Genomic DNA, 17,318 nt, shown 5'->3' with positions numbered 1-17,318 from the left:
GTGGTGTCTGATCGGGTGTCCACGCTCAGCCCTTGGCGAGGTCTCGGCGCTGGAACACGACGAGCGCGATGCCCATGAGCACCACGATCACGGCCGCCATCCCGGCCGACGACGTGGCCGACCAGGACTCGACCGGGACCTTGCCGGTCCACTCCACCGGCGAGATGTGCCGGACCCCTTCGCTGAGTTGCAGCATGTCCGCCCGCAGCGCCACCACCGCGGCCCATGCGACCAGGGTCCAGGCCAGCGCGGGGAGCCGCGCGTCCAGAGAGCCGAGGGCGAGCGCGAGCGCCACGATGAGCAGCGCCGCAGGTAGCTGCTGGGCGTTGCTCCGGAGCGCCTCACCGAACCTGCCCCAGTCGTCGAGGCTCAGACTCAGGCCGAGGCCGGACAGGGAGGCGAGAGCCAGCTGCGTGATGACCACGGCCGCGAAGGCGATGACGATGCCGTTGGCCTGCCACCGCGTGCGGGTCGGCAGCCCGGCGAGCACCCGCCCGGTCCGTCCGGACAGTTCCTCCCGCGCGAAGGCCATGCTGACCAGCACCCCGGCGGCAGCCGCGACGATGGCGTTGAGCTGCACCAGCAGCACGATCCGAGCGGTCAGCCCTTCGGTGGCCATGTCCTTGGCGAAGTAGCCGAAGGTGAAGGCCACCGCGCCGCCCGCGAGGAGCACGGCCAGCGTGGTGCCCCGGACCAGGCGCAGGAGCAGCGTCCGAGAGCCGACGAGCGTGGCACCGGCCTCGCGGGGGCCGGCGGAGGCGGCGAACATCCCGCCCCCGAGGTCACGTTTGGTGGCGAAGAAGATGCCCAGGAGCGCCTGCGCCACGATGGCCACCCCGAAGAGGAGGTAGGGCCAGGCCGGGGGAGTCTCGGCGAACGGTTTGGTCTCCGCGAGCCAGGACAACGGCGACGACCAGACCGCGTCCCAGGACCTGACGTCGACGGCGCTGCGGAGCAGGTAGAAGCCGATCACCACGGCGACGGCGGCGAAGGTGGCCTCGGCGCTGTTGCGGAAGAGTTGACCGGAGAGCGCGCCGAGGGAGACCGCCCACAGGAAGAACAGCAGCAGCGCCAACGCCCACAGCGCGGCACCCAGCGTGTCGTACCCGGTGGCCGCCAGCGCGGCGAACGAGAGAACCGAGGCGAGCAGGCAGGTGATGGCCCCGCAGCAGAGACCGGCGACGGTGGGCGCCAGCCGGCTGATCGTGCCGGCGGTGATGATGTCGAGGTAGTTCTTGTCCTCCAGCCAGCGGGTGAAGCGGACCCCCACGTAGACCCCGAGCAGGGGGACCAGGAACAGCACCACGACCGCTGTCTCCTGGGCGAAGATGCCCCCGATGGTGGTGAGGTCGTAGCCGCGCCCCTGGAACACCCGGACGGCGACCGAGTCGGTCACCGTCTCGGCGTACGCCAGGCGGTGCGCCTCGTCCGGGTACATGTCCTGGATGGAGGCCGCAGCCGACCAGACGAGACCGGCGATGACGACCGCCGGTACGACCAACCACAGCCACATCGTGCGAAGCAGCACCCACGTGGTGCGCGCGAGACCCTTCACCGCGCGCTCGCCGCCGGCTCGGGCTCGGGCTTGACGCCCTCGCGGTAGTTGGACAGGAAGACCTCGTCGAGGCTGGGCGGTGCGACGGTCAGACCGGTCAACCCGGCGCTGACGAGGATCGGCATGACGTCGTTGAGCGCGGCCGGCGGCACCTGGAAGGTCGACTTGGTCCGCCCGTCGACGTGCTCCGTGACCAGTTGGAGCACGTTCTCGGCGCGCAACATCGCCTCGGGGGAGCGCTCGGTGGTGGCGAGGACCTGCAGCGTCGTACGGCCGCGAAGCCGCTCCAACGTGTCAGAGGCCACCGTCTGCCCGCGCCGGATGATGGTCAGCCGGTCGCAGAGGGCCTCCACCTGGGAGAGGATGTGGCTGGACAGCAGGATCGCCTTGCCAGTCATCTTGATCTCGCGCACCGTCTGCTGGAAGGCCTCCTCCATCAGCGGGTCGAGGCCGGAGGTTGGCTCGTCGAGCAGGTAAAGGTCGGCGTCCTTCGAGAACGCGGCGATCAGCGCGACCTTCTGTCGGTTGCCCTTCGAGTACGACCGGGTGCGCTTCCGCACATCCAGGTCGAAGCGGTCGATGAGCTCGTCCCGACGACGGCGATCCCCGCCGCCCTGTAGGCGCATGAGGACGTCGATGCACTCGCCGCCGGAGAGCCCGTCCCACAATGCGACGTCGCCGGGGACATAGGCGACCCGCCGATGCACGGCGACGGACTCCTGCCAACAATCGTGACCGAAGATCCGGCATTCGCCGCTGCTCAACTTCAGTTGACCGAGCAGCGCCCTGATTGTGGTCGACTTACCCGCACCGTTCGGACCGAGGAATCCGTGTACTTCGCCGGGGGCTACTCGCAGTGAGAATCCGTCGAGCGCGCGCGTCGCGCCAAAGGACTTTCGAAGGTCGGTGGCCTCGATGGCGAGGGGTGACTCACTCCTCGCCTTGCCTGAGGTGTCGTGCTGCACGCGTACGTCCTAACCGGATCTGGGAGTGCGCCATTCGGCAGACTCCAAGCTGAATCGTGGTGCCGAAGAGCGAGCATTCGCAGCGGTTGCTACGGCCGGGATGCCGATTGTCCCCAGGCAACCGACTGAGCAGCGGAGTCGTCGAACTCGCCCCACCGCGAGGTGACCGCCGGGCAGTATTGAGCCCTCAAGAGTGCTGCATGGCATTCAAGCTCCTGGGATGTCTTTCGGCATACCCTCTGACAGCGGTGGCGGTTCGCGGTACATCGACAGTGTAGGTGATCCAACATGGATCTGTCGTGTCGCGTCGACCGTCTTCACGCTGGGTCAGGAGCCTTGAACGGTCGGCGTCGAAAAATGTGAGTCGCGCACCCCAATGTGCACTCCGACGTGGTCTTATGTGCGAAATTCACAACATTACCGAGCGTCCACCCCGGTCGATATGTGCGCCACCCCCGGCCACCGATCGGCTCGATCGCACACCGTCCCGGACCGGGACGGATGAGGTCAGCAGACGAGGGCGCAAGCGGGGACGGCTGCGGGACCGTCGTGCTCGACGGTGGTCAGGTTGGCGACCGTGGTGGCGGCGATGTTGTGCAGGCCGTCCTCGGTGAAGAACGCCTGGTGCCCGGTGATCAGCACGTTGGGGAAGGTGGTCAGCCGGGCGAAGTCGTCGTCACCGAGGACCGCCTCCGAACGGTCCTCGAAGAACAGGTCGCTCTCCTCCTCGTACACGTCGAGGCCGAGGTAACCGATCCGGCCGCTCTTGAGGCCGTTGATGACCGCGCGGGTGTCCACCAGCGCGCCTCGACCGGTGTTGACGAGCATCATGCCCTCGCGGAACTGGGCGATCCGTTCGGCGTCGATCAGGTGCCGGGTGTCCGGGGTCAACGGGCAGTGCAGGGTGATGATGTGCGACTCGGCGAACAGCTGCCCCAGCGGGACGTACTCGACCCCGGCGGCGACGGCCGCGTCGTTCGGCTCCGGATCGCTGGCCAGCACCCGGCAGCCGAAGCCCGCCATGATCTGGGCGACACAGACACCGATCCGTCCGGTGCCGACGATGCCGACCGTACGACCGTGCAGGTCGAAACCGAGCAGTCCGGTCAGCGCGAAGTTGTGCTCGCGTACCCGGTTGTAGGCGCGGTGGATCTTGCGGTTGAGGGCGAGGATCAGGCCGACGGTGTGCTCGGCCACCGCGTGCGGCGAGTACTCCGGCACCCGTACCACGGTCAGGCCCAGCTTGCGGGCGGCGGCCACGTCGACGTTGTTGAAACCGGCCGACCGCAGCGCGACCACCCGGACGCCGACGTCGGCGAGTTGGTCGAGCACCTCGGCGCAGAGGTCGTCGTTGACGAAGGCGCAGACCGCGTCGGCCCCCTCGGCGAGCCGGGCGGTCTGGGTGGTGAGACGAGGCTCCAGAAAGGTCAGTTCATGACCGGCCGTGGCGTTCGCCTCGGTGAGGAACGTCCGGTCGTAGGGCTTGGTGCTGAAAACCGCCACTCGCATGGGGCCACCTCCACCTTCCACGCTACGGCCGGGCATCCGTGCGCAGGCAGGGTTCTATGGCACCTTGACACGGGACCGTCAGCCCAACAGGGCGTCGATCTCGGCCAATTCCTCGGCCGTCAGGTCGAGGTTGTCGACCGCGGCGATGTTCGCCTCCAACTGCGGCACGCTGCTGGCACCGATGATCAGACTGGTCATCCTCGGGTCGCGCAGCGCCCAGGCGAGCGCGAGCTGCGCCAGGGACCGGCCCCGGCGCCCGGCGACGGCGGCCAGCGCCCGGATCGTGGTCAGGCGCTGCTCGGTCAGGTCGCTCTCGTTGAGGAAGACGCTGGTGCGGACCCGGGAGTCGACCGGGATGCCGGCAAGGTAGCGGTCGGTGAGCAGGCCCTGGGCCAGCGGGCTGTAGGCGATGCAGCCGGCACCGACCCGCTCCAGCGTGTCGAGCAGGCCGTCCTGTTCGGTCCAGCGATTGAACATCGAGTACGCGGGCTGGTTGATCAGCAGCGGGGTGCCCAGGTCGCGCAGGATCGCGGCGGCCCGCTGGGTCTGCTCGGAGGTGTAGTTGGAGATGCCGACGTAGAGGGCCTTGCCGGCGCGGACGACGGCGTCCAGGGCGCCCATCGTCTCCTCCAGCGGAGTGTCCGGGTCGTACCGGTGGCTGTAGAAGATGTCGACGTAGTCCAGCCCGAGTCGGCGCAGCGACTGGTCGAGCGAGGCGACGAGGTACTTGCGGGAGCCCCACTCGCCGTACGGGCCGGGCCACATCAGATAGCCGGCCTTGCTGGAGATGATCAACTCATCGCGGTACGGCTTGAGGTCCGTGGCGAGCATCCGGCCGAAGTTCTCCTCCGCCGAGCCGGGCGGCGGGCCGTAGTTGTTGGCCAGGTCGAAATGGGTGACGCCGAGATCGAAGGCCCGCCGGACGATGTCCCGCTGACGCTCGAAGGGACGGTCCGGCCCGAAGTTGTGCCACAGGCCGAGTGAGATCGCGGGCAGCCGGAGCCCGCTGGCTCCGCTGCGCCGATAGGTCATCTGGTCGTAGCGCGTGTCGGCCGCGAGGTAGGTCACGATCATGACCATAGCCCGGGGCCGGGCGGGTGGCGTCGGGATAGCGCCGGAGGCGGCTCGCCGGACCGACGCCGGAGGTTGCGGCGGTCGACGGGCCCGACGACGGGTAGCGTCGACCCATGCGTTACGTGCGGCTCGACACGCCGAAGCCCCTGTCCAGGATCGGCCTCGGTACGTGGCAGTTCGGTTCGCGGGAGTGGGGCTACGGCCCCGACTACGAAAGGTTGGCGGCGGACATCGTCCGCCGCGCCGTCGAGCTGGGCGTGACCCTCTTCGACACCGCCGAGATCTACGGCTTCGGCCGCAGCGAACGGCTCCTCGGCGGCGCACTGGCCGCCGACCGGGACAAGGTGGTCGTCGCCACCAAGTTCATGCCGGTGCTGCCGGTCGCGTCGGTGGTGCAGCAGCGGGCGGTCGCCTCGGCGGCGCGGCTCGGGGTCACCAACATCGACCTCTACCAGGTGCACCAACCCAACCCGCTGGTCGGCGACCAGCGGACCATGCGCGGGATGCGCGCGCTGCAGGACGTCGGCCTGGTCGCCGAGGTCGGGGTGAGCAACTACAGCCTGCGCCGCTGGCAGATGGCGGAGGCCGCGCTGGGCAGCCGGGTGCTCAGCAACCAGGTCCGCTACAGCATGGTCGACCGCAAGCCGGAGGAGGATCTTCTTCCGTACGCGGAGCAGGCGGGCCGCCTGGTCATCGCGTACAGCCCGCTGGCGCAGGGGTTCCTCTCCGGGCGGTACGACGCGAACCACCCGCCGTCCGGCGCGATCCGTCGGGCCAACCCGTACTTCCTGCCGGAGAACCTGGAACGCGGCGGCGCGCTGATCGAGACGCTGCGTCAGGTGGCCGCCGCGCACGACGCGACACCGAGTCAGATCGCTCTGGCGTACGTGCTGCGTCACCCGAACGTGGTGGCCATCCCCGGTGCGTCCAGCGTGGAGCAGATGGAACGCAACGCCGCCGCCGCGGAGATCGACCTGACCGACGACGAGTACGCCGCACTGGTCAACGCGGCCCGCGCGTTCCGCCCGGTCACCGGCCTGGCGGCGGTGCCGGAGTTCGTCCGCTCCCGCAGGCGCGGCTGACCGGGGCGGGCGTCGGTCGAGTCCCAGGGTTCGCGATCGATGGAGAGCGAAATGGCCCCTCCTTCTCACCGGCAGAGTTCATGATCCTGCCAGGTTGGTGGGGGTCGACGAAGCCGGGTGCGCGCTAGCGTGGGCCGAGTGAGTGAGTCTTCGTCTGTTTCGCCGCTCCCACCGGCCGACCTGCCCGCCACGCTCGGTGCGCTGCGCGCGGCCGGGTACCGGTACCGGACCGTCAAGCAGGAGCTGAGCGACAACCTTCGGGACCGGATGCGGTCCGGCGCGCCGCGCTTCGACGGCATCGTCGGGTACGACGACACCGTGCTGCCGGAGGTGGAGCGGGCGCTGCTCGCCGGGCACGACATGGTGCTGCTCGGTGAGCGTGGCCAGGGCAAGACCAGGCTGATCCGGTCGCTGGTGGCGCTGCTCGACGAGTGGACCCCGGTGATCGTCGGTTCGGTGCTCAACGAGCACCCACTGCACCCGGTCACTCCGGCGTCGCGGTCGCTGGTCGCCGAGGCCGGCGACGACCTGCCGGTCGGGTGGCTGCACCGTTCGATGCGCTACGGGGAGAAGCTGGCCACCCCGGACACCAGCGTCGGTGACCTGATCGGCGACGTGGACCCGGTCCGGCTGGCCCAGGGGCGCACGCTCGGCGACCCGGAGACCATCCACTTCGGGTTGGTGCCGCGTACCAACCGGGGCATCTTCGCGGTCAACGAGCTGCCCGACCTGGCCGAACGGATCCAGGTGGCGCTGCTCAACGTGCTGGAGGAGCGGGACATCCAGGTGCGCGGCTACCAACTGCGCCTGCCGCTGGACCTGCTCCTGGTGGCCAGCGCCAACCCGGAGGACTACACCAACCGGGGTCGGATCATCACCCCGCTCAAGGACCGCTTCGGCGCGGAGATCCGTACCCACTACCCGACCGACCTGGAACTGGAACTGGCCCTGATCCGGCAGGAGGCCGACCTGGTCGCCGAGGTGCCGGAGCACGTGCTGGAGGTGCTGGCCCGGTTCGCCCGGGCGGTGCGCGAGTCGCCGTCGGTGGACCCACGGTCCGGTATCTCCGCGCGGTTCGCCATCGCCGCTGCGGAGACCGTCGCCGCCGCCGCGCTGCGCCGGGCGTGCCTGCTGGGCGCGGACGCGGACCTGCCGTCGGCGGAGGCGGTGGCGCGGGTGGGCGACGCGGTGTCGGTGACGTCGACGCTGCGCGGCAAGGTGGAGTTCGAGAGCGGCGAGGAGGGCCGGGAGATCGAGGTCCTCGGTCACCTGCTGCGGACCGCCACCGCGGAGACGTTCCGGGCCCGGCTGGCCGGGCTGGACCTGTCCGGTTTCACGGCGCTGGTCGAGGAGGGGCGGACGGTGGAGACCGGCGAGCTGGTGTCGGCTACTGACCTGCTGCGCCAGGTGGGCACGGTGCCGGGGCTGGCCAAGGTGCTCGACCGGCTCGGGGTCGGCGACGCGCCGAGCCCCGGGCAGGCCGCCGCGGCCGTCGAGTTCGTGCTCGAAGGGCTGCACCTGAGCCGTCGGCTGGGCAAGGACGTCACCGACGCCGGGCGGACCCGCTACGGCGGCCGGGACTGAGATGGCCGGCAACCGGTTCCGCTACGGCCAGTGGCGCGGCGGCCCTGATCCGCTCGCACCGCCGTACGACGTGCAGGCGGCGGTGGATCAGGTCGGCGCGGACGTGCTGGCCGGCGGCAACCTTCGGGAGGCGCTGCGGGACCTGCTGCGCCGGGGCCCGCAGGGGCGTGGCGGGTTGGCCGAGCTGGCCGCCCGTGCCCGTCGGCTGCGCCGGGAGGTGCTGCGCCGGGGTGAACTCGACGGCGCGGTGACCCGGGCGCGGGCGCTGCTGGATCAGGCGCTGGCCGCCGAGCGGGACGAGCTGGCCCGCCGGGACGACGAGGCGGCCCGGTTCGCCGAGACGGTCCTGAACGATCTGCCCCGCTCGACCGCGCAGGCGGTGCGGGATCTCGCCGACTACCGGTGGGCCAGCGACGAGGCCCGGCAGACCTACCAGCGGATCCTCGACGGACTGCGTGACGACGTGCTCGGCCAGCGGTTCGCCGGGCTGCGCGACTCGGCGCGGCTGGCCGGTGACCCGGCCGTGCAGGAGCGGATCGCCGAGATGATGCGGGACCTCAACGCCCTGCTGGCCCGGCATGCCCGCGCCGAGGACACCACCGACGCGTTCGCCGAGTTCATGCGCCGGCACGGCGAGTTCTTCCCGGAACGCCCCCGCGACGTGGACGAGCTGGTCGATCTGCTGGCCCGACGCGCGGCGGCCGGGCAGCGGCTGATGAACTCGCTGTCGCAGCGGCAGCGGGAGGAACTGGCCGGGCTGATGCGCGAGTCCCTCGGTGACCGGCTCGTCGGCGAGATGGCCGAGTTGGAGGAGAACCTGCGCGCACTGCGGCCGGACCTGCGCTGGGGTCGCGGCGAGCGGATGCAGGGTGCCGGACCGCTGGGTTACGGCGAGGCGACCGGTGCCCTCGACGAGATCGCCGAACTGGACGACCTGATCGACCAGCTGGGCCAGACACACCCCGGCGCGACCCTGGACGACATCGACGTCGACTCGGTGACCCGGACCCTGGGCCGGGACGCGGCCGACGACGTACGCCGGCTGCGGGAGTTGGAGCGGGAGCTGCGCCGCCAGGGTTGGGTGACCCGCGACGCCGAGGGTCTGACCCTGAGCCCGAAGGCGCTGCGCCGCCTCGGTGGTACCGCGCTGCGGCAGGTCTTCGCCGAGCTGACCGCCGGGCCGCGCGGCCAGCACGACCTGCGTTCGGCCGGGGCGGCCGGCGAGGTGACCGGTGCGTCCCGGCCCTGGGAGTACGGCGACGAGCAGCCGCTGGACGTGGTGCGGACGCTGACCCGGGCGATCCGTCGCGCCGGTCCGGGGGTGCCGGTGCACCTGGCCGTCGAGGACTTCGAGGTCGTCGAGACCGAACGGCGGGCGTCGGCGGCGGTGGCGCTCTGCGTCGACCTGTCCTACTCGATGATCTCGCAGGGGCGGTGGGGCCCGATGAAGCAGACCGGGCTGGCGTTGGCCCACCTGATGGCGACCCGGTTTCCGCAGGACGCGTTGCAGATCATCGGGTTCGGTCGGCGCGCCGAGACGCTGACCCAGCAGGAACTGGCCGCCGTCGAGCCGGACCTGACGCAGGGGACCAATCTTCAACACGCGCTGCGGCTGGCCGGTCGGCACCTGCGGCGGCACCCGGACGCGGAGCCGGTGGTGCTGGTGGTGACCGACGGGGAACCCACCGCCCACCTGGACCCGGACGACGGGGAGGCGTTGTTCGCCTGGCCGCCGTTGGCGGAGACGATCGAGGCGACGGTCCGGGAGGTGGACCGGCTCGTCCGTTACGGGGCCACCCTGAACCTCTTCATGCTCGGTGACGACCCCGGCCTGCGCCGGTTCGTCGACGCGGTGGCCCGGCGCAGCGGTGGTCGGGTGTTCACCCCGGACGCCGACGACCTCGGCGAGTACGTGGTCAGCGACTACCTGCGCGCCCGCCGGGGCCGTCGCTAGGCTCGGGTGGGTGGAGGTCGACGGGCTGCGTGAGGCGTACGACGCGGTGCTGGCCGAGGTCGATGCGGGCGGGTTCGGACCGCCACCGCCCGGCCGGTACAGCGCCGAGCAGATCGTGGCACACCTGGTAGCCAACGACGAGCTGATGTGTGCGGCTACCGAGGCGGTGCTCGCCGGGTCGCCGTACGCCTTCTATGACCTGGACGAGGTCCACCGGCCGGAGTTGGACGAGCTGACCGCCGAGTGCGGCGGTCTCGACGGGCTCGCCGCCCGGCTGCGTGCCACCAGCGACCGGCTGATCGCCCTGGTGGCCCGGCTCGGCGCGGCGGCGGACACTCCGGTGGAGACGCACCTGCGTGAGGGGTTCGAGCTCGTCGTCGACGAGCCGTTGCCGTGGGGCCGCACGATCGACCTGCACACCCGGGTGCACCTGCCCCGCCACCTGGCGGAACTGTGCGCCCTGCGCGGAGCCGCCTGACCGCGAGTCGAGCAGACGGCGAGCCGGCGGGGGTCAGCGCGACCCGGCCACGTCGGGAGTACGACGGAAGGTCCGGCGGTACACCGACGGGGCGACGCCGATGCGCAGGTGCAGTTGCTGGCGCAACGCGGCGGTGGTGCCGAACCCGGTACGCCGGGCGATCTGCTCGATGGTCAGGTCGGTGCTCTCCAGCAGCAGCCGGGCATGGTCGGTGCGCTCGTGCAGCAGCCACTGCGCCGGGCTGAGCCCGGTCTCGGCCCGGAACCGGCGGGTGAAGGTGCGTACGCTCATCCGCGCCTGCTCGGCCAGGTCGCGCAGGCTCACCGGCTCGTGCAGTCGCTGGCGGGCCCACTCGCGGGCGACAGCGGTGCTGGTGCCCGGGGCCTGCGGTACGGGGCGTTCGATGTACTGCGCCTGACCGCCGTCGCGCCACGGTGGCACGACGCAGCTGCGGGCGGCCCGGTTGGCCACCTCGCTGCCGTGGTCGATGCGGATCACGTGCAGGCACAGGTCGATGCCGGCGGCGACCCCGGCCGAGGTGAACATCCGGTCCTCCGCCACGAAGAGCACCTCGGGATCGAGATCCACCCGTGGGTACAGGCGTCGGAAGCGGTCGGCGTACGCCCAGTGGGTGGTGGCCCGCCGCCCGTCGAGCAGCCCGGCGGCGGCCAGCAGGAACGCGCCGGTGCAGATCGACATGACCCGGGCACCCCGGTGGTACGCGGCCCGCAGCGCCTCGGTCACCTCGGTGGGGATGACGTCGGGGTGGATCGTGGCGTCGCCGTGCACCCCCGGCACGATCACCGTTTCGGCCCACTCCAGTAGTTCCAACCCGTGGTCGGGCAGCACCGTGAACCCGGCGGTGCTGCGCACCGGTCGGCCGCCGGGGGTGCACGTGTCGACGGTGTAGTGGTGGACGCCGTCGGCGTCGCGGGCGGCACCGAACACCTGGGCGGGGATGCCGAGGTCCAGCCCGACCACCTGGTCGACGGCGAGGACGGCGATCCGGTGGGCAGCCATGGCCCGATTATTGCGCAAGGTGGCTCGCCGGCCACTCGTCCGGTCGCTCCGGGTTGCCGCAAACTCGCCTGGTGAATCGACCCATCCGCCTCCATCCGGCCTGGATCGTCGCGGCCGTCGCCTTCGTGGCGTTGGTCGGTGCCGCCGGTTTCCGGGCCACGCCGTCGGTGCTGCTGCACCCGCTGCACGCCGAGTTCCGCTGGCCGCTGGCCACCATCTCGGCCGCCGTCTCGGTGAACCTGCTCCTCTACGGGCTGACCGCGCCGTTCGCCGCGGCGCTGATGGACCGCTTCGGCATCCGTCGGGTGGTCGCCGCCGCGCTGGCCCTGGTCGCCGCCGGTAGCGGCCTGACCGTCTTCATGACCGCGAGCTGGCAACTCATCCTCTGCTGGGGAGTGCTGGTCGGGCTGGGCACCGGGTCGATGGCGCTGGCCTTCGTGGCCACCATCACCGGGCGCTGGTTCGTGCGTCGTCGGGGTCTGGTCACCGGCGTGCTCACCGCCGGTGGGGCGGCCGGCCAGCTGATCTTCCTGCCGCTGCTGGCGGTGCTGGTGGACGCCTCCGGCTGGCGGGCGGCGTCACTGGTCGTCGCCGGTGCGGCGCTGCTGGTCGTACCGCTGGTGCTCTGGCTGCTGCGGGAACACCCGGCGGAACTCGGGATGCCGCCCTACGGTGCGACGGAGATCGAGCCGGTGGTCAAACCGGCGGGTGGGGCCGCGACCCGCGCGGTGCGCGTACTGTTCCAGGCCGCGCGTACCCGGCCGTTCTGGCTGCTCGCCGCCGGGATGGCGATCTGCGGTGCGACCACCACCGGCCTGGTCGGTACGCACTTCATCCCGGCCGCGCACGACCACGGGATGCCGCAGACCACCGCCGCCGGGCTGTTGGCCCTGATCGGGATCTTCGACATGGTCGGTACCGTCGCCTCGGGTTGGCTCACCGACCGCTTCGACCCTCGCCTGCTGCTGGTGGCGTACTACGCGTTGCGTGGCGGGTCGCTGCTGGTGCTGCCGGGTCTCTTCGCGGCGACCGCCGAGCCGAGCATGCTGGTCTTCATCATCTTCTACGGCCTGGACTGGGTCGCCACGGTGCCGCCCACGGTCGCGTTGTGTCGGGAGTACTTCGGCGCGTCCGGCGCAGTCGTCTTCGGCTGGGTGTTCGCGTCGCACCAGTTCGGCGCGGCGGTCGCCGCCACCGCCGCGGGCCTGGTCCGTGACCAGCTCGGCGAGTACACGCTGGCCTGGTATCTCGCCGGGGCGCTGTCGGTCAGCGCGGCCGTGCTGTCGGCGATGTTGCTGCGCCGCCGGGGCACCACCTTCACCGAGCCGGTCGTGGTCGCCGCCGCCCCGAAGGCGTGGAGCTACCGTGACTGAGAGGCTACTGAAGCGTCCAGCGCTGGGCCGGGTTGCCGTCGCAGGGTGCCTGGACGATGTCGGTGCCGGCCGTGGCGGCGCCGTCGCGGGCCTGGGCGCACTTGCCGCTGTGCACGGCCACCACCACGGCCGCGCCGCCGTCGACCGGTTGCAGCCGCCACTGCTGGTTGGCCTCGCCGTGGCAGCGGTACTGGAGCATCCGGGCCCCGTCGTCGCCGCTGCCGCCCTCGACGTCGAGACACTGGTTGTGGGCGGCGTTGGTGAGCGTCACCGCCTCCGCGCCGAACGCGGCCACCACCCACTGCTGCTCCGGCCCGCCGCTGCACTCGGCCAGCTTGGCGGCGGCCCGTTCGCCGTCACCGTCGAGGCCGAGACAGAGGCCGGAGCCGACCCCACGGAACACCTTCGGCCCGAGCGTCGGGTCCGGAGTCTGACTGGGGCTCGGCGTGGGGGAGGGCTCGGTCGGCGTGGCCTCCGGCTCGCTCTCCGTCGGGCTGGGCGGCGCCGCCCCGCTCGGGCTGGGCGCGGCGACCGGGGGCGCGGGCTCCGGATTCCGACCACCGAGCACGCCGGTGGCGAAGAGCACCCCCAGCAGTACGCCCACCAGCCCGATCGCCAGCGCGGTGACCAGGAGCGGGTCGCGGAGCAGTCCGGCGGGGCTACGGGTGCCGTAGACGGTGCCCGGACCATCGGTTTCCGACATGCCGGCATCCTGTCCCACGAGTGGTGGCGCCGGCCAGCCGCCCCCCGGCTTGCATGCGAAACGCCTCCGATGGACATCCCGTCGAGGCCACTCATCGCGCGTAAAGTGATCCCATGCACGCCTTGCGTGATCATGACCAGGCGGTGGCCGCGCTGCGACGGTCGTACGCGGCGGTGCCACCCGGCCAGCCGGTGCGGTTGGCCAAGCGCACCTCCAACCTGTTCCGTCCGCGCAGCGCCCCCACCTCCGGCCTGGACGTCAGCGGCCTCGACGGAGTGCTGAGCGTCGACCCGGTCGCCCGCACCGCCGATGTGCAGGGCATGTGCACCTACGAGCGGCTGGTCGAGGCGACCCTGCGGCACGACCTGATGCCGCTGGTGGTGCCGCAACTGCGCACCATCACCCTCGGCGGGGCGGTCACCGGGCTGGGTATCGAGTCGACCTCGTTCCGCAACGGTCTGCCACACGAGTCGGTGATCGAGATGGACGTGCTGACCGGTGCCGGTGAGGTGGTCGCCGCCCGCCCCGACGGTCCACACGCCGACCTTTACGCGGCCTTCCCCAACTCGCTGGGCAGCCTCGGGTACGCCACCCGGCTGCGGATCGAGCTGCAACCGGTCCGCCGCTACGTGGCACTGCGCAACCTGCGGTTCACCGACCTGACCGCGCTGACCGAGGCGATCGGCGAGATCAGCGCGACCCGCCGGTGGGCCGGGGAGAACGTCGACGCGATGGACGGGGTGATGTTCTCCCCCGATGAGGCGTACCTCGTGCTGGGCAGCTTCACCGACGATGTGCCGGCGGTCTCCGACTACACCGGCCAGCAGATCTACTACCGCTCGCTGCGGCAGCGCCCGGACGACGCGTTGACCACCCACGACTACCTGTGGCGCTGGGACACCGACTGGTTCTGGTGCTCGGCGGCCTTCGGCGCGCAGCATCCGGTGGTACGGCGGCTGTGGCCGGCCCGGTGGCGACGCAGCGACGTCTACCACCGCATCGTGCGGCTGGAACACCGGCACCAGGTGGCCGCCCGGATCGACCGGTGGCGGGGCCAGCCGGCCCGGGAGCGGGTCGTGCAGGACGTGGAGATTCCGCTGGAGCGCACCGCCGAGTTCCTGCACTGGTTCGCCCGGGAGGTCGGGATGACGCCGGTGTGGCTGTGCCCGCTGCGGCTGCGTGAGCCGGCGGGCGCGGGATCGGCCCGGTCCTGGCCGCTATATCCGCTGCGGCCGGGTCAGGACTACGTCAACATCGGGTTCTGGGGGAGCGTGCCGATCGCCGAGGGCGCCGCCGACGGCGACGTCAACCGGAAGATCGAGGGCGCGGTGTCGGAGGCGGGCGGGCACAAGTCGCTCTACTCCGACGCGTACTACGACCGGGATTCGTTCGACCGGCTCTACGGCGGCGAGACGTGGCGTGCCGTGCGGGACCGGTACGACCCGGAGCACCGGCTGACCGGACTGTACGAGAAGGCGGTAGCACGAGCATGACCGAGCGGAGCGGAGTACGGGATGAGCCTCACTGACCGAAACCAGGGAGCGGCAGGTGCTCCCGCCACGCCGCCCTCCGGGGGTCGGCGGCGTGGGGCGACCGTGGCGGACATCGTCCGGGCGGTGACCTCTGCGCCCCTGCCGGTACGCGTCACCGCGTACGACGGCAGTTCCATCGGCCCGGCCGACGCCGGGATCACCCTGTCGATCCGCTCCGAGCGAGGGCTGTCCTACCTGCTCACCGCGCCCGGCGACCTGGGCATGGCGCGTGCCTACGTCAGCGGTGACCTGGCCCTGGAGGGTGTGCACCCGGGTGACCCGTACGAGGCGTTGCGGGTGCTCACTGGGCTGCGGGTACGGCCACCGGCGCTGGCCGAGGGGCTGGCCCTGGTGCGTGAGCTGGGCTGGGAACGGCTGCTGCCGCCCCCGGCCCCGCCGCAGGAGGCGCGGCCCCGCTGGAAGCGCCTCCTGGACGGGGTGCGGCACTCGCGGACCCGCGACAGCAGCGCCATCTCGCACCACTACGACGTGTCGAACGCCTTCTACGAGAAGGTGCTCGGCCCGTCGATGACGTACACCTGCGCGGTATACCGCAGCCCGGACGACACGCTGGAGCAGGCGCAGGCGAACAAGTACGAACTGGTCGCCGGCAAGCTCGCGCTGCGGCCGGGGATGCGGCTGTTGGACGTGGGCTGCGGCTGGGGCGGCATGGTCCGGCACGCGGCGCGGGAGTACGGCGTCAAGGCGCTCGGCGTCACGCTGTCCCGGGCGCAGGCGCAGTGGGCCCAGGCGGCGATCGAGCGGGAGGGGCTGTCCGAACTCGCCGAGGTACGGCACCTGGACTACCGCGACGCGCCGCGCGAGCAGTTCGACGCGGTCTCCTCGATCGGCCTGACCGAGCACATCGGGGTCCGCAACTATCCGGCCTACTTCGGCTTCCTGCGCGACCGGCTGCGCCCGGGAGGGCGGCTGGTCAACCACTGCATCACCAGGGCGGACAACCGGGCGCCGCACCGCTCCGGGGCCTTCATCGACCGGTACGTCTTCCCGGACGGCGAACTGGCCGGCCCGGGTCGGGTGATCAGCGAGATCCACGACGTCGGGCTGGAGGTGCACCACGAGGAGAACCTGCGTCAGCACTACGCGTTGACGCTGGCCGCGTGGTGCCGCAACCTCGTGCGGCACTGGGACGCCTGCGTCGCCGAGGTGGGCGTGGGCACGGCCCGGGTGTGGGGGCTCTACATGGCCGGTTCGCGGCTGGCCTTCGAGCGCAACGGCATCCAGTTGCACCAGGTGGTGGCGACGCGCAACGGCCCGGACGGGGTGAACGGTTACCCGCTGCGCCCGGACTGGCTGCCCTGACCGGGCGTCGCCGGGTTCGCGCGATACCGCGCCGGGTCGGCCGGCGCGGCTATCGTGGCCTGTCGTGACGGACATCGAGCAGCGACTGACCGCGATCCGGGGTGACACGCCTCCGAAACGACACAACGCCCGCACCATCGCGGCGTTGACCGGCAACCCGGGCTGCACCCGTCGAGCGGTCCTCGACGGCGCCGGGGTGGACAAGTCGGCGCTGGCCGCGCGGGTCGGCTTTCCCGCCCGGTTCGGGCAGTCCCGCTTCGCCATCACCCGGGGCAACGCCTTCGAGGCGCAGGTGAAGGCCGACGGCGGCGTCGAGCTGCTGCGACTGGTCGCCGAGCGGCTGGGCGTACCGGTGCCGTCGACGGCCAGTTGGACCGACCTCGGCGACGGCGACGACCCGGCCGAGCGGGCCCGACGCTCGGCGACACTGCTCACCGACGAGCTGTCCGCCGACGACACCGCCGAGCCGGCGGCGTTGTTCGACCACCCGATGCTCGCGCTGGCGGTCGCCGGGCAGCGGGTGCACCTGGAACCGGACCTGGTGGCCGCCCGGCTCGGCGGCCGGTTCCACGTCGTCGAGATCAAGTCGTTTCCGGTGATCGACGGCCAGGCCGACCCGGCGAAGTTGGCCGCCGCGGCGGTGCAGTCCGCCGTCTACGTACTGGCCCTGCGGGAGCTGCTCACCGCCCGGGGACACGATCCGGAGCTGGTGTCACACGAGGTGGTGCTGGTCTGCCCCCGGGACTTCAGCAACGAGCCGGTCGCGCATCTGCTCGACGTACGCCGGCAACTGCTGGTGGTGCGCCGACAACTGGAGCGGATGGACCGGCTCGACGACCTGCTGGCCGCCGTACCGGCCGACTTCACCGCCGATCCCGCCGCCGACCCGGCGGAGCTGGCCGGTTCGCTGACCCGGGTGCCAGCCCGGTACGCCCCCGACTGCCTGGCCAACTGCGAGTTGGCGTACTTCTGCCGGGACGAGGCGCGGGGACAGTCCGAGGCACTCGGCCGCCCGGTCCGCGAGGCGCTCGGCGGGATCGCCGACATCGACGAGGTGCTGGCGATCGCGGCTGGGGAGCCCGTCACCGATCCGGAGTTGGCGGAGGCCGCCACCCTGCTGCGGACGGCGGCTCGGCTACGCGCCGAAGCCCTCGCCACCGCATGAC

General features: G+C 71.6%; 14 protein-coding genes. 8 read left to right on the top strand and 6 right to left on the bottom strand.

The genetic code is table 11. The annotated features are described in order from the left end of the window. Positions 1 to 25: 25 nt before the first annotated feature. From FF096_RS26255 to mgrA, 4 genes are all read right to left on the bottom strand, one after another. Positions 26 to 1,555 carry a hypothetical protein gene (locus FF096_RS26255; protein WP_196222447.1) on the bottom strand — a complete coding sequence of 510 codons (1,530 nt, stop codon included), beginning with the start codon at positions 1,553 to 1,555 and terminating at the stop codon, positions 26 to 28. Further along, on the bottom strand, positions 1,552 to 2,472 hold the full coding sequence (locus FF096_RS03920; protein ID WP_375335295.1) for an ABC transporter ATP-binding protein: 921 nt from the start codon (positions 2,470 to 2,472) through the stop codon (positions 1,552 to 1,554). Before FF096_RS03920 ends, FF096_RS26255 begins: the two co-directional genes overlap by 4 nt. 555 nt (positions 2,473 to 3,027) lie before the next feature. Beyond that, positions 3,028 to 4,029 carry a 2-hydroxyacid dehydrogenase gene (locus FF096_RS03915; RefSeq protein ID WP_155215039.1) on the bottom strand — a complete coding sequence of 334 codons (1,002 nt, stop codon included), beginning with the start codon at positions 4,027 to 4,029 and terminating at the stop codon, positions 3,028 to 3,030. A gap of 78 nt (positions 4,030 to 4,107) precedes the next feature. Next, positions 4,108 to 5,103: an L-glyceraldehyde 3-phosphate reductase gene (gene mgrA / locus FF096_RS03910; RefSeq protein WP_155215038.1), complete on the bottom strand. Its 996-nt coding sequence runs from the start codon at positions 5,101 to 5,103 to the stop codon at positions 4,108 to 4,110. 113 nt (positions 5,104 to 5,216) lie between these two features. Here mgrA and FF096_RS03905 point away from each other — a divergent pair, with 113 nt between their 5' ends. The 4 genes from FF096_RS03905 (at position 5,217) to FF096_RS03890 (ending at position 10,201) form a co-directional block, all read left to right on the top strand. Then, on the top strand, positions 5,217 to 6,185 hold the full coding sequence (locus tag FF096_RS03905; RefSeq protein WP_155215037.1) for an aldo/keto reductase: 969 nt from the start codon (positions 5,217 to 5,219) through the stop codon (positions 6,183 to 6,185). A gap of 138 nt (positions 6,186 to 6,323) precedes the next feature. Next, positions 6,324 to 7,769: a magnesium chelatase gene (locus FF096_RS03900; protein WP_375335283.1), complete on the top strand. Its 1,446-nt coding sequence runs from the start codon at positions 6,324 to 6,326 to the stop codon at positions 7,767 to 7,769. A gap of 1 nt (position 7,770) precedes the next feature. Then, positions 7,771 to 9,723 (top strand): VWA domain-containing protein, encoded by a 1,953-nt coding sequence (locus FF096_RS03895; RefSeq protein WP_155215036.1) that lies wholly within the window; start codon positions 7,771 to 7,773, stop codon positions 9,721 to 9,723. A 10-nt stretch (positions 9,724 to 9,733) separates the two neighbouring features. Further along, positions 9,734 to 10,201 (top strand): DinB family protein, encoded by a 468-nt coding sequence (locus FF096_RS03890; RefSeq protein ID WP_309222624.1) that lies wholly within the window; start codon positions 9,734 to 9,736, stop codon positions 10,199 to 10,201. A 33-nt stretch (positions 10,202 to 10,234) separates the two neighbouring features. Here the strand turns inward: FF096_RS03890 and FF096_RS03885 are convergent, their stop codons facing one another. Beyond that, positions 10,235 to 11,221 (bottom strand): GlxA family transcriptional regulator, encoded by a 987-nt coding sequence (locus FF096_RS03885; RefSeq protein ID WP_196222446.1) that lies wholly within the window; start codon positions 11,219 to 11,221, stop codon positions 10,235 to 10,237. 71 nt (positions 11,222 to 11,292) lie between these two features. Here FF096_RS03885 and FF096_RS03880 point away from each other — a divergent pair, with 71 nt between their 5' ends. Then, on the top strand, positions 11,293 to 12,594 hold the full coding sequence (locus FF096_RS03880) for an MFS transporter (RefSeq protein WP_309222623.1): 1,302 nt from the start codon (positions 11,293 to 11,295) through the stop codon (positions 12,592 to 12,594). A 4-nt stretch (positions 12,595 to 12,598) separates the two neighbouring features. On the opposite strand, the gene FF096_RS03875 is transcribed toward FF096_RS03880, so the two are convergent. Further along, positions 12,599 to 13,297 carry an RICIN domain-containing protein gene (locus FF096_RS03875; RefSeq protein WP_155215034.1) on the bottom strand — a complete coding sequence of 233 codons (699 nt, stop codon included), beginning with the start codon at positions 13,295 to 13,297 and terminating at the stop codon, positions 12,599 to 12,601. Positions 13,298 to 13,410: 113 nt separating this feature from the next. On the opposite strand from FF096_RS03875, the gene FF096_RS03870 reads away from it, so the two are divergent. The 3 genes from FF096_RS03870 (at position 13,411) to FF096_RS03860 (ending at position 17,317) form a co-directional block, all read left to right on the top strand. Further along, entirely contained in the window at positions 13,411 to 14,790 is a 1,380-nt protein-coding gene (locus FF096_RS03870; protein WP_155215033.1) for an FAD-binding oxidoreductase, read from the top strand. Positions 14,791 to 14,811: 21 nt separating this feature from the next. Continuing rightward, entirely contained in the window at positions 14,812 to 16,152 is a 1,341-nt protein-coding gene (locus tag FF096_RS03865) for a class I SAM-dependent methyltransferase (protein WP_155215032.1), read from the top strand. A gap of 73 nt (positions 16,153 to 16,225) precedes the next feature. Further along, positions 16,226 to 17,317, top strand: a complete 1,092-nt coding sequence (locus tag FF096_RS03860; protein ID WP_309222764.1) for a hypothetical protein — start codon at positions 16,226 to 16,228, stop codon at positions 17,315 to 17,317. Position 17,318 lies beyond the last annotated feature (1 nt).

The organism is Micromonospora sp. CP22, assembly GCF_009712475.1.
Taxonomy (GTDB): domain Bacteria; phylum Actinomycetota; class Actinomycetes; order Mycobacteriales; family Micromonosporaceae; genus Micromonospora.
Note: the sequence above shows the minus strand (reverse complement) of the source record. Positions and strands in the feature narration are given on the sequence as shown.

Bases quoted from the DNA above. Each gene is read 5' to 3' on its own strand.
- FF096_RS03875 (WP_155215034.1), bottom strand. From the start codon at position 13,297: ATGTCGGAAACCGATGGTCCGGGCACCGTCTACGGCACCCGTAGCCCC.
- FF096_RS03865 (WP_155215032.1), top strand. From the start codon at position 14,812: ATGAGCCTCACTGACCGAAACCAGGGAGCGGCAGGTGCTCCCGCCACG.
- mgrA (WP_155215038.1), bottom strand. From the start codon at position 5,103: ATGATCGTGACCTACCTCGCGGCCGACACGCGCTACGACCAGATGACC.
- FF096_RS03915 (WP_155215039.1), bottom strand. From the start codon at position 4,029: ATGCGAGTGGCGGTTTTCAGCACCAAGCCCTACGACCGGACGTTCCTC.
- FF096_RS03885 (WP_196222446.1), bottom strand. From the start codon at position 11,221: ATGGCTGCCCACCGGATCGCCGTCCTCGCCGTCGACCAGGTGGTCGGG.
- FF096_RS03905 (WP_155215037.1), top strand. From the start codon at position 5,217: ATGCGTTACGTGCGGCTCGACACGCCGAAGCCCCTGTCCAGGATCGGC.
- FF096_RS03895 (WP_155215036.1), top strand. From the start codon at position 7,771: ATGGCCGGCAACCGGTTCCGCTACGGCCAGTGGCGCGGCGGCCCTGAT.
- FF096_RS03870 (WP_155215033.1), top strand. From the start codon at position 13,411: ATGCACGCCTTGCGTGATCATGACCAGGCGGTGGCCGCGCTGCGACGG.